The organism is Hyalangium minutum (assembly GCF_000737315.1).
In the GTDB taxonomy this organism is placed as follows: Bacteria; Myxococcota; Myxococcia; order Myxococcales; family Myxococcaceae; genus Hyalangium; species Hyalangium minutum.
This window is the reverse complement of record NZ_JMCB01000006.1, coordinates 675560-688615: the sequence shown is the minus strand read 5'-3', so window position 1 is coordinate 688615 and position 13056 is coordinate 675560. Positions and strand designations below refer to the sequence as shown.

13 protein-coding genes are annotated in these 13056 nt (G+C 69.4%); 8 read left to right on the top strand and 5 right to left on the bottom strand.

What is annotated here, in order from left to right:
• The first annotated feature begins 315 nt into the window (after nt 1-315).
• Nucleotides 316-1386, top strand: a complete 1071-nt coding sequence (locus DB31_RS18285; RefSeq protein ID WP_044189259.1) for a LuxR C-terminal-related transcriptional regulator — start codon at nt 316-318, stop codon at nt 1384-1386.
• A 6-nt stretch (nt 1387-1392) separates the two neighbouring features.
• Here the strand turns inward: DB31_RS18285 and DB31_RS18280 are convergent, their stop codons facing one another.
• Together DB31_RS18280 and DB31_RS18275 are read right to left on the bottom strand one after the other, a co-directional pair.
• Nucleotides 1393-2088 carry an iron-containing redox enzyme family protein gene (locus tag DB31_RS18280; protein ID WP_044189255.1) on the bottom strand — a complete coding sequence of 232 codons (696 nt, stop codon included), beginning with the start codon at nt 2086-2088 and terminating at the stop codon, nt 1393-1395.
• Between the two features lie 70 nt (nt 2089-2158).
• Nucleotides 2159-2965, bottom strand: coding sequence for a GNAT family N-acetyltransferase (locus tag DB31_RS18275; protein ID WP_044189253.1), 807 nt, complete (start codon nt 2963-2965; stop codon nt 2159-2161).
• A 191-nt stretch (nt 2966-3156) separates the two neighbouring features.
• Between DB31_RS18275 and DB31_RS18270 the strand changes: the two genes are divergently transcribed.
• Nucleotides 3157-3615, top strand: coding sequence for a hypothetical protein (locus DB31_RS18270; RefSeq protein WP_044189251.1), 459 nt, complete (start codon nt 3157-3159; stop codon nt 3613-3615).
• A gap of 10 nt (nt 3616-3625) precedes the next feature.
• Here the strand turns inward: DB31_RS18270 and DB31_RS18265 are convergent, their stop codons facing one another.
• Complete coding sequence (locus DB31_RS18265; protein WP_052420068.1) at nt 3626-4291, bottom strand: hypothetical protein; 666 nt, start codon at nt 4289-4291, stop codon at nt 3626-3628.
• 238 nt (nt 4292-4529) lie between these two features.
• Here DB31_RS18265 and DB31_RS18260 point away from each other — a divergent pair, with 238 nt between their 5' ends.
• The 3 genes from DB31_RS18260 to DB31_RS18250 all read left to right on the top strand — a co-directional run bounded on the left by DB31_RS18260 (nt 4530) and on the right by DB31_RS18250 (nt 7024).
• Nucleotides 4530-5777, top strand: coding sequence for a phospholipase D-like domain-containing protein (locus DB31_RS18260; RefSeq protein WP_052420067.1), 1248 nt, complete (start codon nt 4530-4532; stop codon nt 5775-5777).
• Nucleotides 5778-5882: 105 nt separating this feature from the next.
• Nucleotides 5883-6443, top strand: a complete 561-nt coding sequence (locus DB31_RS18255; protein WP_044190081.1) for a DUF4166 domain-containing protein — start codon at nt 5883-5885, stop codon at nt 6441-6443.
• On the top strand, nt 6440-7024 hold the full coding sequence (locus DB31_RS18250; protein WP_044189248.1) for a hypothetical protein: 585 nt from the start codon (nt 6440-6442) through the stop codon (nt 7022-7024). Before DB31_RS18255 ends, DB31_RS18250 begins: the two co-directional genes overlap by 4 nt.
• 188 nt (nt 7025-7212) lie before the next feature.
• Here the strand turns inward: DB31_RS18250 and DB31_RS18245 are convergent, their stop codons facing one another.
• Entirely contained in the window at nt 7213-7626 is a 414-nt protein-coding gene (locus DB31_RS18245; RefSeq protein WP_240486748.1) for a DUF3592 domain-containing protein, read from the bottom strand.
• A gap of 138 nt (nt 7627-7764) precedes the next feature.
• On the opposite strand from DB31_RS18245, the gene DB31_RS18240 reads away from it, so the two are divergent.
• Nucleotides 7765-8214 carry a hypothetical protein gene (locus DB31_RS18240; protein ID WP_044189245.1) on the top strand — a complete coding sequence of 150 codons (450 nt, stop codon included), beginning with the start codon at nt 7765-7767 and terminating at the stop codon, nt 8212-8214.
• Nucleotides 8215-8258: 44 nt separating this feature from the next.
• On the opposite strand, the gene DB31_RS18235 is transcribed toward DB31_RS18240, so the two are convergent.
• On the bottom strand, nt 8259-9911 hold the full coding sequence (locus DB31_RS18235; protein ID WP_044189243.1) for a type VI secretion system contractile sheath domain-containing protein: 1653 nt from the start codon (nt 9909-9911) through the stop codon (nt 8259-8261).
• A 246-nt stretch (nt 9912-10157) separates the two neighbouring features.
• Between DB31_RS18235 and mmsA the strand changes: the two genes are divergently transcribed.
• Nucleotides 10158-11642 carry a CoA-acylating methylmalonate-semialdehyde dehydrogenase gene (gene mmsA / locus DB31_RS18230; RefSeq protein ID WP_044189241.1) on the top strand — a complete coding sequence of 495 codons (1485 nt, stop codon included), beginning with the start codon at nt 10158-10160 and terminating at the stop codon, nt 11640-11642.
• A 72-nt stretch (nt 11643-11714) separates the two neighbouring features.
• A complete protein-coding gene (locus tag DB31_RS18225) occupies nt 11715-13055 on the top strand; it encodes a CapA family protein (protein WP_044190076.1) in 1341 nt (446 codons plus the stop codon).
• The last annotated feature ends 1 nt before the right edge of the window (nt 13056 follow it).

The window sequence follows — 13056 nt, the reverse complement described above, 5'->3', positions numbered from 1 at the left end:
TTTCGGGGTCGGGGTCCGAATAGACAGACCCGAAGTGGCTCTTCCGCATAGGTACGAGCTCGTGCTCCGAGCGGTTGTTCGTAACGACAACCTGTCCACACTCTCGCGCTGAAGCCTGCCACGGGCCCATACCACTTTAGTGGTACCACAAAGCCCTTACATTGCGGAGCAGGTTGAGGTTACCCATGAGGTTCACCCCGGGTACCCAACCTGCCAGTACCCAAAAGTGTAACTGGCAGCTCTTTCTTCCTTCTTCTGCCGGGGCGTGTGTCCGGGCCGGTGTTGGCGGCCCGGCTGGGGAGGGAGTAGCACACCATGGAGCACCCGTTGAACTTCGACTCGGAGCAAAGGCTGACATTCGAATTGATGGATGCGCTCATCAGTTCGTTGGACCTCTCAAAGGTGCTCGCGCGCGCCTATGAGGTCCTCTCCCAATTGCTGGCAGCGGACTATGCGGCCATCTGCATCTCCAAGCCCGGCCGGCTGCCCGAGTATGACTGGATGGTGGCGGCCATCCCTCCCCAGGACTTCACCCGCTATGAGAGGGAGCCGGCGGAGGTGATGCGGGACGTGGTGCAACAGCCTCACGTGGTCCTGGACAACGTGGTGCCCGGTATGGGCCCAGCGCAAGAGCCGCCCCGGCCCTCGCAGCGCCACCGGGAGCTGGGCACACCGCTGGAGCATGTGATGGCGGTGATGCTGGATGTAGGGCACGACTGGCATGGCGGCTTCATGCTGTACCGGGATCCGCGCCAGCCCTTCTCGGAGCGCGAGCGCGCGTTGATGCAACGAATCACGCCGCTGCTGGCCAAGTCGGTGCACAACTGCCGGCAGATGGGCGAGTCCCGGGCACATGGCAGCACGCTGGAGCGTCTCATCCAGCTCCAGGGCGTGGAGAGCATCGTGAGGGTCTCCGCCTTCGAGGAGCGGATGCGCACGCCGGGAGCCACGGCGCTGCTGAAGCGCTGGTTCCCGGACGAGGTGCTCGATGAGCACGGGCTGCCCGCTGTCTTGATGGAGCGGCTGAGGCTGCTGACCGCGGGCCGGAAACACCCTGGGGAAGAGTCCAACTTCTTCACGTTCCATCAGGAGCGGATGTCCCTTCGGGTGAACTTTGTCCCGCTGCCGGAGCGAGGCAGCGGACGGCTGTGGGGGCTGCTGCTTCAGGAGGTGGCCGCCGTCGTCGTGCCGCCAGCTTGGCGCGAGGTGCTCACCCGCCGCGAGGTGGAAGTGGTGGAGGGCGTGCTGCGAGGCTGGGACAACAAGCTCATCGCCGAGCACCTCAACTGCTCCATTGGCACGGTGAAGAAGCACCTGCAGCGCGTCTTCGACAAGCTGGGCGTGGACAGCCGGGGCGCCCTGATGAACCGGGCGGCCCGGACGTGAAGCCCCTCAGCCTGCCCACTCGGGCTCGGGGAAGAGGCCGGTGTAGAGGGCCCGGGTGTTGCGGGCCGACAACAGGATGGCCGCCTGCTCCGCTGAATCCGTCAGGGTGCGCAGCACCGCCATCAGCTCGGCCACGTGTCCGCTGTCCGCGCCCGCGTGTCCCCGCAGGAAGGTGACGGCCTTGTGGACGTGAGGGATGGCGCCGTGGGCCAGCATTCCCTCCACGGCCTGTCCCGCCCGGTGCACGCTGAGGTACTCCAGCACGAAGGCCGTGCCGAGGAACGCCGTCGGCGAGCCCGCCTCCGACTGGAACCGGTTCCAGGCGATATACGCCTCCACCGCTCGGCAGGGGTGAGAGGCCTCCACCTGCTTGCGCGTCCACCCCAGGTTCTTCAGGTCCGCCAGCAGCCACCGCTCGTGGCCGCGCTCCTCCGAGGCCTTCTGGAGCAGCAGCTCGGCCAGCATGACGTGCCGGCCCTGCCGCTTCATCCGGTGGCCCGCCTGCTCCAGCAGCGGCGTCGTCCACTGCACGTAGTGGTACGTCTGCAACAGCCACGCGATATAGCCGTTCGCGTCGATGCTCCCTCGGAAGAGGCGCTGGGCCGCCGGGTGCATGTCCAGCTCCTCCACCAACAGGCGCGCTTCGTCCTCCAGCGCGCTCGTCCAGTCCACCTGCGTCCAGCTCTGCGTCTGCGTCTGCATACACGTCTCCTGTGGGGCCGCTTCCGGTCCCGGGTTGGGTTGAGGGTGAAAGGGGAAGAAGGTGCCCGGCTCAGGCCGCGCGAGGGGCGTCCGAGACCAGGGCGTCGAACAGGGCCAGGGTGGTGGCCGGGATGTCATCCAGCGCGGCGATCAGCGGCATGGAGAAGCGGCGGAAGCCGGTCTCATAGAGGGGCGTGCCGATGAAGCGTGCGCCCATCTTGCGCGAGAAGAGCGCCAGCGTCCGAGGCAAGCGCAGGCCCTCGAGCTGCCCCTGATGCGCGCGGGCCCGCTGCAACGGCGTGTAGAGGGGCGCCTCCGGGGGCTCGGGTGAGGCATGGCATGCCAATGTTCGCACCCTCCAGTGCGGGCTCACCAGCCCGTGGGCCGCAGCGACCTGGAAGACGAGCTCCGCGTCCTCGGCGCAGTCCGTCTCCGTGTTGGCCGAGGCAATCCAGTGGCTCACGCCGCGCCGCCGGCTCTCCTGGTACAGCCCGGCCTGCAGCCGCACGAGCACCTCGGAGTGGCGCCACTCCTTGAGGATGCAGAAGCGCGTGCTCTCCGCCAGCGAGAGGCCCGGGCCCTCCACGCTCGACACGTCGAGCTTCTGCTCCAGGGCAATGCCGAGCCTTCGGCCCGTGAGGAGCGACACCTCCGCGTTGGGCAGCAGCAGGCGGGAGGTGGCCACGGGCTTGGAGCCCGCGTACACCACCAGGTGCACCGTGGTGGACAGGGTGTCGAAGCAGTCCACTTCGCGAGGCACCGGCGGCAGCACCCCTCCGAGCAGCCGCAGCTCCTCCCCGAAAACGCTCCATCGAACGCGGAGCGCGTCATCCAGCTGACGTTGCGTGGTGGCAACCAGACATGACAAGGGCAGCACGGGTCATTCCCTCCTGAGGCCAGTACAGCGAGTGCGGTGGTTGGACGTCGAGACACGGGCGGCGCGCACGGGGCACGTTCCGCCCGATGGGCTCGGCGAAACGCCGCGGCCCTCTCACCTGTTTGGTCGCTGGAGCCGAATTTCGTGGGATTTATTTCTGCGGGCACGAGAAGTGGCAGAGTGCTGAGACTGTGAGAGCCATCGCCCTACCGCTGTTGCTCCTGCCCCTGGCCCTGGGGTGTTCGAGACCTCTCTCCTCACAGGCCCTGGGGCTCGAGTACGAGCCGCCCTCGGGAGTGAAGTTCACCTCGGAGGAGGCCGGCCCGCCAGCGGTGGCGCACTTCGAGGGTGGGCTGGAGCTGCGCTCGGTGCCGGGCACTCCGCCTCCGTTGGACGCCGCTCCGGAGGTGGTGCTGGGCGCCGCGGGCGTGCCGCTGCCGGGCAAGGTGATGAACACCTCGCGGGGCTCCATCGACGCGGGACCCGTGGCGCGCTACGAGTTCCTGCAGGGCGGAGCCCGCACGCTCGTGTACTTCCTGCCGAGGCCGGATCGCTTCGTGCTCCTCACCTTCACCGCGCCGGAGCGGGACTTCGGGCCTCGCTCGGGCCGTGTGGAGCGCTCGCTGTCCACGCTGAAGCTGTTGCGGTGAGACTCCCGCGCTACCGGCGGATGCGATCCCTGGGGCCGCCCCCGGCCCACTGGTAGCCCGCCGTGGCCCCCGAGCCCACGAAGCCCAGCGCGATGCCTCGGCGCCACGCGTTCATTCGAGAGCCCGGCGCAGCGAGTCGCTCCAGCACCTCATAAGTCGCCACGCCGAGCAGGGTGCCCACCGTGGCTCCGCCCAGGGCTCCCAGGAGCGCTCGCTCCCGGTGTTGGCTGCCATGGAAGGCCCACTCGCCCATTGTCCAGGTGCCCAGCCCCGCCAGCGTTGGCGTCGCCACCATTCCCAGGCCGAACAGGGACACCTCCCACTCCGCCCAGCGCGGGCCCGCGGATTGGGCCCGGAAGAAGAGCAGTCCCGAGGGCACCCACGCCGCCGCCATGCCCGCACCCGTCTGGGCTCCGGCGGCCCAGGCGCGCTCGTTTCCCAAGCGGCTGGCGGCGTAGAGGCCTCCGAGCGGCACCAGCGTCAGCGTGCCATGGGCCACCCAGGCTCCGGTGGAGAGCGGGGCGTCGGTGGCCGGTGGAGCCGTGGGAGCGGAGAGCGCGCCGGGCCTCCAGTCCACACCGGAGGCATCCGCTTGCGCGAAGGAGGTGGTGGCCCAGAACAGGAGCCAGAGAAAGACTGCGCCTCGTGCCAGAGTGACCAGGGAGATCTTCATCATGGGCTGTCCGCGCACACCCATAGGAGTCGGGTGTCCGTGGCGGCCAACGTGTGCCCACGATGCGCAGAGAGTGCTACTGGCGGCCGGCAGCAGATGCGCGCGGGCGCCCGGCAGCCGACAGACTTCCCGCGGGAGCCGTCTCCTGCCTCACTCCGCGAAGTGTCACTTGTTGTCCATACGGCCTTCAGAAGCGGTGTGTCCTCGCGCCCGGGCAGGCCGGGGGACATAGCTTCCACAGGTGATTCGTTGCTGGCCCGTCCTCATCCTCTTCGCGACCTTCCTGGGCTGCGCTTACCCCAACCATCCGCATGATCTCCGCCTCCGGAGCGTGCCCGATGGGCCCGAGGGACTGTCTCAGGCCTTCTTCCAATCCACGGGCGTGGCGCTGGAGCCGGGCCATCGAGTGGAGCGGGTGAACAATGGGCGCATCTTCGATGCCATCGAGGAGGAGGTGCGCGCGGCACGCTCCAGCATCCACATCCTCAGCTACATCTGGCGGCCGGGAGAGCCCTCGGACCGGTTGATCCGCGCGCTGAGCGAGCGGCAGCCGGGGGTGGAGTGCCGGGTGCTCGTGGATGCGATGGGGAGCATCAACTTCGAGGCCGTGGCCCCTCGGCTGGCGGCGGTGGGCTGCGAGACGCGCGTCTTCCGGTCCGTCCAGGGGGCCATCGCCTCGCTTCAGTTGACGCGCATGCTGTCGCGGATGCACCGCAAGCTGGTGGTGCGCGATGGCGAAGTCGGCATCACCGGAGGGTGGGGCATCTGGAAGAGCTGGGAGGGAGACGCACGCAACGCCGACGAGTGGCGCGATAGCAATGTCCGGGTGTGGGGCCCCGCCGTGCGGCAGCTCCAGCAGGCCTTTGCGGAGAACTGGCAAGAGGCAGGCGGAAGCTTTCTTCCCGAGGCGTGCTTCCCGGCGCTCTCACCGGCCGGCGAGGCCCGCGCGGGCTTCGTGGCCAGCACGGGAGAGCTCTACCTCTCGGATGGAAAGCGGATGACGATGGTGGCGATCGCCGCGGCCCGCCACCGGCTGTGGATCGCCAACGCCTACTTCATCCCGCCCCAGGACATCAGCGACCTGCTCATCCTGAAGGCAAAGGAGGGCGTGGACGTGCGGGTGCTGGTGCCGGGGCGCCACCACGATGTGAAGGTGGTGCATGAGGGGCAGCGGGGCTCGTATGCGCGGCTGCTCGCGGCCGGGGTGCGCATCTGGGAGTACGAGCTGTCGATGATGCACTCCAAGACGATCGTCGTGGACGACCGGCTGAGCGTCATCGGGTCGACGAACATGGATCCGCTCTCGCTGGATGTGGTGGAGGAGGGCTCGCTGGTGGTGGAGGACTTGGCGCTGGCGGGCGAGCTGGCCCAGGACTTCGAGCACGACCTGGGGCATGCGCGGGAGATCCACGCGAGCGGCTGGCTGCGGCGAGGGCTGCTCCAGCGGCTGGCCGAGCAGTTCCCCCGGCTCATCGGCCGCTACCTCTGACCCGGGAGTGGCCGGGAGGCGGGTCGCGGCCGGGGGCACGCGCGGCGTATGCTGCGGGCCTTCAGTCTCTTTGGGAGGTCCACGTTCGTGGCGGCTGCCGCCCCCATGCTCAGACAGCTGCAGGGCTCCTCGCTCTATAAGGAGGTGCTGGGGCCTCGCTGGTCCGGGCTGCCTGCCACCGTGCGCCGCCTGCACGAGCCGGGATGTGCCCGAGGCCCTTTTACGATTCGCCGGGGCGCGGGGGTGATGTCCGCGGTGCTGGGATGGCTCTGCCGCTTTCCAGTGGCCGGTGAGCAGGTGCCCACCCGGCTCGTGGTCCAGCAGGACGGGGCCCTGCAGCGCTGGGAGCGCAGCTTCGGTGGACATGTGCTCACCACGGTGCAGCGCGCCCGGGAGGGGGGGCTGATCGGTGAACAGCTCGGCCCGGTGGAGTGTGTGTTTCAGGTGCGCCCAGTGGAGGGAGGCATCGCCTATGAGCAGGTCGGTGCCTGGCTCTGCCTGGGGCCGCTGCGGCTGCCGCTGCCTCGGGTGCTCGCCCCACGCATCGAGGCCACGGCCCTGGGAGTCCCAGAAGGAATGCAGGTACGAGTGACGGTTGGCTCCTCGATGGCGGGGTGGCTGCTCACTTATGAGGGGCTCGTGAGGCCGGAGGAGGAGGCGCCATGAGCACCGCGCTGTGGCTGCTCGCCATCCAAGGAGCGCTGGGCGCGTTCGACACGCTCTACTACCACGAGTGGCGCGCGCGCCTGCCCGGAGGTGTTCCAGGCACCCGGCCCGAGCTGATGCTCCATGCCGTGCGCGACTTCTTCTACGCGCTCCTCTTCGGGAGCCTGCCGTGGGTGGCGTGGAGGGGCGCGTGGGCCGCGGTGCTCGCGGTCATCATCGTGACGGAGATTGGAATCACCCTCGCGGACTTCGTGGTGGAGGACCGCGTGCGCAAGCCCCTGGGCGGCGTGTTCCCCGGCGAGCGCTGCACGCACGCGGTGATGGGCATCCTCTATGGCGCGGTGCTGGGCCACGTTGCTCCCGTGCTGCTCGCGGCGTGGCAGCTGCCCACGGAGCTGGCCGTGGAGCCTGTGCCCGTGCCCGAGGCCCTGCGCCTCGTGCTCGGTCTGATGGCGGTGGGCGTGTTCTGCTCGGGGCTGAGGGACCTCTACGCGGCGCTCGGGCTGCCGGGCGGCGGCTGGCCCTGGCGGGCGGCGGACACCGAGCCTCGCGCGGCGCCCGCTCCTACAGGTGGCAGGTAGGGGCCAAGGGCAGGAATGGGGCAGATCCGCAGCGGCCGCGGCGCCACGAGCGAGCAGGTGCGTGAAGCGGTGATGAGCCGGCGAGAGCCCTTTTCGAGCTCGGAGCTCGAGACGGCTTGTGCCGGAGTCTCACGCGACACGTGCCGCTGGTGCTGCGGCAGTTGAAGGCGGAGGGGCTCATTGAGCTGTCAGCGCTCCATGACGAACGTCAGCACCGAGCCCACGACGATGAAGATGACGCCCACGAAGCCCAGAATGAGCGGCACGAGCCAGACGTTGGCGAAGCTGTGGATGCGCATGTCATCCGGCTTCGCGGGATCGTAGAGGACGGCGACGCTGTCGCCCTTCTTGTAGCGCGGCGGGTTGGAGCCCACCGACGAGACGATCTCCTTCGTCACGCCCTCCTGCGTCCGGTAGCGCAGGATGGGGTGGTACGAGCGGCTCTGGCTGCTGCCACCGTGGCGCTCGTCCATGCCCACGACTTCGGCCCGGGCCTCGCGCGCGGCGGCCAGGAAGCGCTTCGTCCGGGCGTACGCGCCGAAGCAGCCCGCCAGGAGCCCCAAGCCCACCACCAGGAAGATAGGACCGATGATCGTCAACACGCAGCGCCTCCTCGCCGAAGCGGGCGCCAGCAGAGCCCAGGACGAGGCTCCGCGCCAAGGAACTTCTTCCCCACGACAGCAGGCCTCTCACCCCTTGACCCGCCACGCCCCCGGACTGAGGCTGGCTCCCGAGGAACCATGATCCGCAAGGACTACATCGAAAGTCTCATCGAACAGTTTGCCGCCGCGTTCTCTGCCCTGCTCAAGCTGCGCCGCGAGCGGAAGACAGGGGAGGCCCAGCAGCTCCTCCGAGACACGGCGCTGTCGCTGCTCGGCATGGAGTACTCCACCCTCACGATGGCGGATGCGGCCTCCACCGCCCGGCTGCTGGGACAGCCGCTGCGCGTGGTGGGGCTGGCGCGGCTCGTGGCCGAGGAAGCGGAGCTGTTCCAGGAGCAGGGCGAGGCGGCCCGGGCCTCGCTGCGGTGGGGATTGGCGCTGGAGCTCTTCCTGGAGGCACGGGCCCTGGGTGCCTCCCTCGAGGGAGAGGACGCTCGCGTGTTTGCTGGGCTGCGGCAGAAGGTGGCACCCGCGCTGCTCTCCGAGCGCGCTCAGGGCTTGCTCGCGGGAATGACGCAAGAAGCGTGAGGCACCGGCGAGGTGCCTCAGGAGTATCGCTGGAGCGCCAGGGCTCAGTGGCGCAGCGGCAGGGAGAACTCGAGCTGGAAGCGGGTACCCGCCTGCTCTGGCTTCACCGCGGCGGCCACCTTGATGAGCTGCTTGCCGCCCTCGCCGGGCACCAGCTGCGCCTCCAGCTTGCCCAGCTCCGGCGAGCCGCCGAAGAGGAACACCTCGGCCGCCTGCGAGAAGAGCGTGGACATGTCCTGGGCGCTGGAGCCGGCCGGGAGCTGATCTCTCACCCACAGCGCGAAGCGGACGATGCGGCCCGTCAGGATTTGCGCCGGCAGCGGCATGACGTGGGCATTGCTGCACGCCATGGGCGCCGTGGAGAGCAGCACCATGTCCGTGTTGCGGCCGCTGCCCACCCCGAGGATTCCCAGCTCGGACAGGCGCGTCTGCGCGCGGATGGAGAGGAACGCCTCGGTGGGGTAGGCCGAGCCCGCGTCCCTGCCGCCCGGGGGCTCCCAGGCACCGGGGGCGCGGAGGGCGCCGGGCTGGCCGGTGATGCGCGCGAAGCCGCTCGTGGCCTGGAAGCTCGCCGAGAGCATCGCCGCCACTGCGAACACAGGGCTGGTGAAGCTGGCGCGGTTGAGGGCGCCGCGCTTCTCGGCCGCGGCCACCACGCGGTTGAGCACCGGGCACAGCCAGCGCGTGGCGTCATCCTTGCGCAGCTCCGCCCAGTCGCCCTGGGTGCCGAGCTTCGCGTCTTCCAGCGCGGTGGGCAGCTCCGCCAGCGAGGTGCCCAGCAGCGCGGGCGTCACCGCCACCACCACCGGCACTTGGGCCTCCTCGCCGATGGAGGAGAGCCGGCGCAGCTGTGCCACGTCGTCCGTGGCGTCGATGACGAAGCACACGTCCGGGCGCTCGAAGGGCTCGGCGTTCACCGCCTGCTCCATCGCCTCCGCTACCTTCGAGGGCTCCACGTCCACGACTTCAAGCGCGAAGCCGGCCGAGCTGGGGCACTGCTCCAGCAGGAGTTTCAGGCCTCGCCACGCGGCCTCCAGGCGCGCCACGGGCTCGGCGGCGAGGATGTCCTTCGCGGTGTGGATGACGGACAGCTCGATGGCATCGCGCACCGCTCGCCGGGCATCCGGGTTCATGCGGCCGGGGCCCGCCGCCTTGGGAGCCGTGGCCTTGATGAAGGCATCCACGCCCGCCTTGGCGGTGGCCACCGGAGAGGAGGCCTCGGCATTGGCAAGCAGCTCGCCGACGAGGTCCGCCCCACCGCTGGAGGCCGCCGGAGTGCTCGGGGCAGCGGGCGCGGCCGGCTCGGGGGGCTTGCCTCCCAGCGCGGCGGAGACGGTGGAGGACAGGCGGCCGGCGCCCACCACGTCGGCGATGCGCGCGGCGCCCTCCTCGGGGGTGACGGGGCGCGAGGGGTCCGACTTCATGAAGCCCTCGGTGAGCCCCTGGAGCTTCTTGAACTCGGGCACCGAGGAGATGAGCTCCATCACCCCGAAGGCGCGCAGCTTGTCGAAGGACAGCTCGAAGGTGCGGTGCTCGGCGCCACCCAGCCGATCCGGCACGGTGACGCGCAGCCCAGAGGCGGCCTTGGCCAGCTCCGAGGCGAACGAGTCACTCGTCAGCAGGAACTTCCGGCCCGAGGGCGAGGGCGTGAAGGCCCCCGCAACCCACCAACGCACCCGCGCACCTTCTGTACTCATCTGGCTCTCCTTGGGCCCTGTCTGGAAGGAATCGAGGAGGCGTACGTTAGCCCGGACGCTGGGCTCGCCAAGGGGACGAAGGAGGGTGACGCGGTGCGTCGAGGTCAGCCCCCAGAGAGAGGTGGGTTGAAGGGAGGACACGCGAGCGGGGGATGGGCGGCGCGGGCTGTTGCGGATCAGCGGCCGAGCCGGAGTAGGATCCCAGGATTCCTTCATTCCATGTGACGCACCCTGGGGAGGGTCCGCGTGTCCTACGTCCAGCTTCCTGACAGTCCGATCATTGGCCGCAACCTCGTAGGTGGGGAGTGGGTGACGCCCACGGGCGCCGAGATGCTCGATGTGCGCAGTCCCTATACGGGGGGCGTCATCGGCCGCGTCCCCATGACTTCGGCGGCGGGAGTGGCGCCGGTGGTGGAGGCGGCAAAGAAGGCCGCCGAGGGCTGGCGCGCCATGGGCCTGCGGGACAGGACGGCGCGCATGATGAAGTTCCGCATGCTGCTGGAGCAGAACCTGGAGAAGCTGGCCAACTCGGCGGCGCGCGAGGCGGGCAAGACGATTGGCGAGGCGCGCGCCGGGGTGCTCAAGGGCATCGAGGTGTGTGACTTCGCGCTCTCCGTGCAGAACCTGGACACGGGCGGGGCCCTGGAGGTGAGCCGCGGCGTCACCTGCGAGTTCAAGCGCGAGCCGCTGGGCGTGGTGGCGGGCATCACCCCGTTCAACTTCCCGGCGATGGTGCCGCTGTGGATGATTCCCAACGCGCTCACGGTGGGCAACGCGTTCATCCTCAAGCCTTCCGAGAAGGTGCCGCTCACCTCGCTGCTGCTGGGCGAGCTGCTGCTGGAGGCGGGCGTGCCTCCGGGCGTCTTCTCCATCATCCACGGTGGCAAGGAGGCGGTGGAGGGCATCCTGGCGCACCCGGACATCCAGGCGGTGGGCTTCGTGGGCTCCACGGCGATCGCCAAGCGCGTGTACACGGAGGGCACGGCGCGCGGGAAGCGGGTGCTGGCGCTGGGCGGCGCGAAGAACGCCCTGATTGTCGTGCCGGATGCGGATCCGGTGTTCACGCCGCAGGCGGTGGTGGACTCGTTCACCGGGTGCGCGGGCCAGCGCTGCATGGCGGCCAGCCTGATGGTGGCGGTGGGCGATGTGCAGCCCATCATCGACGAGATGGTGCGGCGCGCAGCCTCGATGGAGGTGGGCCCGGGCATGGGCGCGCTCATCGACAAGGCGGCGCAGGAGCGGCTGGAGGCGGCCATCGCCAAGGCCCAGTCCGAGGGCGCCAAGGTGCTGCTGGACGGGCGCGGCAAGAAGCCCTCGGGGGCGGCGTGGGCGGGCGGCAACTGGATGGGCCCCACCATCCTGGACCACGTGCGTCCGGAGATGGAGTCGGCGCAGAAGGAGCTGTTTGGGCCGGTCATCTCGATTGTGCGCGTGCCCACGCTGACGGCGGCGATGGAGCTGCAGCACGCCTCGCCGTACGGCAACGCGGCCTCGGTGTTCACGACGAACGGCGCGGTGGCGCAGCACGTGGTGGACAACTCCCGGGCGGGCATGGTGGGTGTGAACGTGGGCGTGCCGGTGCCGCGCGAGCCGTTCTCCTTCGGTGGCATCAATGACTCGCGCTTCGGCCACGGGGACATCACCGGCCAGGGCGGCGTGGACTTCTGGAGCTACCTGAAGAAGGTGACGCGCAAGTGGACGGCGCGCACCGATGGCTCGTGGATGAGCTGAGCTGTAGCAGTGGACTGATCCGGGAGGGGCCACCCTCCCGTGCATGTCGGAGAGTCGATTAAGCTGGGGGACGTGCTCGTTCCCGTCCTCCTGCTGGCTCCCCTGCTGTGCGCCCAGACTCCGGCGGCTCCGTCCCGCGTGGAGCTCGTCTTCGGCGGGGATGTGATTCCGCACGGCGCGGTGAAGCAGGTGGCCGAGGAGCACGCGCGCACCGCCCCCGCCGAGGAGAAGGGCGCGCCGGCGCTCTCGCTGAACAATGAAGGTTGGGATCATGTCTTCGGGCCCATCGCGGATGTGCTGCGCACGTCGGACGTGGCGGTGGTGAACCTGGAGACGCCCGTCACGGACAACAAGAAGGCGGTGACGCGGGAGCTCTTGTTCAATGCGCCCTCGGCGATGGTGCGCGCGCTGGCGGCGGCGGGGGTGAAGGTCGTCTCCACGGGTAACAACCACGCGAGGGATCAGCACCTGACGGGAGTGCTGGAGACGCTGCGGCACCTGGATGCGGCGGGCATTCAACACACGGGGACGGGGGTCTCGCTCGAGACGGCGTGGGAGCCGGTGGTGATGGAGGTGAAGGGGGTGCGGTTGGGCTTCCTGTCCTTCACCCGGTGGCTGAACGGCTACAGCAACCCGAAGGATCCGGCCGAGGCCCATGTGGCCTATGTGCCGTACCCGGTGCACGTGAAGAACCGGGGCGTGAGCGTGGAGCATGCGGTGGAGCGGGTGCGCATGGCGGCGGCGCGGTGTGACGTGTTGATCGTCATGGTGCACTGGGGCACGGAGTACGCGGGGCAGCCGAGGCCCGAGGAGAAGCAGGTGGCCCGGGCGCTGATCGACGCGGGCGCGGGCGCGGTGATTGGGCACCACCCACATGTGCTGCAGCCCCTGGAGTCGTACACGACGGCCGAGGGGCGCAAGGCGCTGATCGCGTACTCGCTGGGGAACCTGGTGGCAAACCAGTCGCGGTTCTATGCGTACCAGCCGGGCAAGTCGGACAAGCAGGGGGACACGCGGGACTCGATGCTGCTGCGGGTGTCATTCACTCGGAGGGAGGCGGGCGGGCCGGTGGAGCTGGATGGAGTCTCGGTGCTGCCGGTGTGGATCGAGAACAATGCGCGCACGCGCAAGAAGAAGGAGCTGCGCAACATCCAGCCGGTGCTGATCGACCGTGAGCTGGGGGCCATTCAGGAGCGGGTGTCGCTGCTGGACGGCCGGCCCGAGCCCACCGATCGCAAGGAGAAGGCAGAGCTGAAGAAGGAGCGGGCGGTGTTGGAGCATCGGCTGACGACGCACAAGTTCCGGCGCGCGGGCATTTTGAAGATGCTGCCGGAAGGCTTCGAGGTGGCCTCTCCGGAGCTACGTCGCCGCGAGGACTCCACCGCGAGCGCGGCGGTCCAGTCCGAGCCCTGAG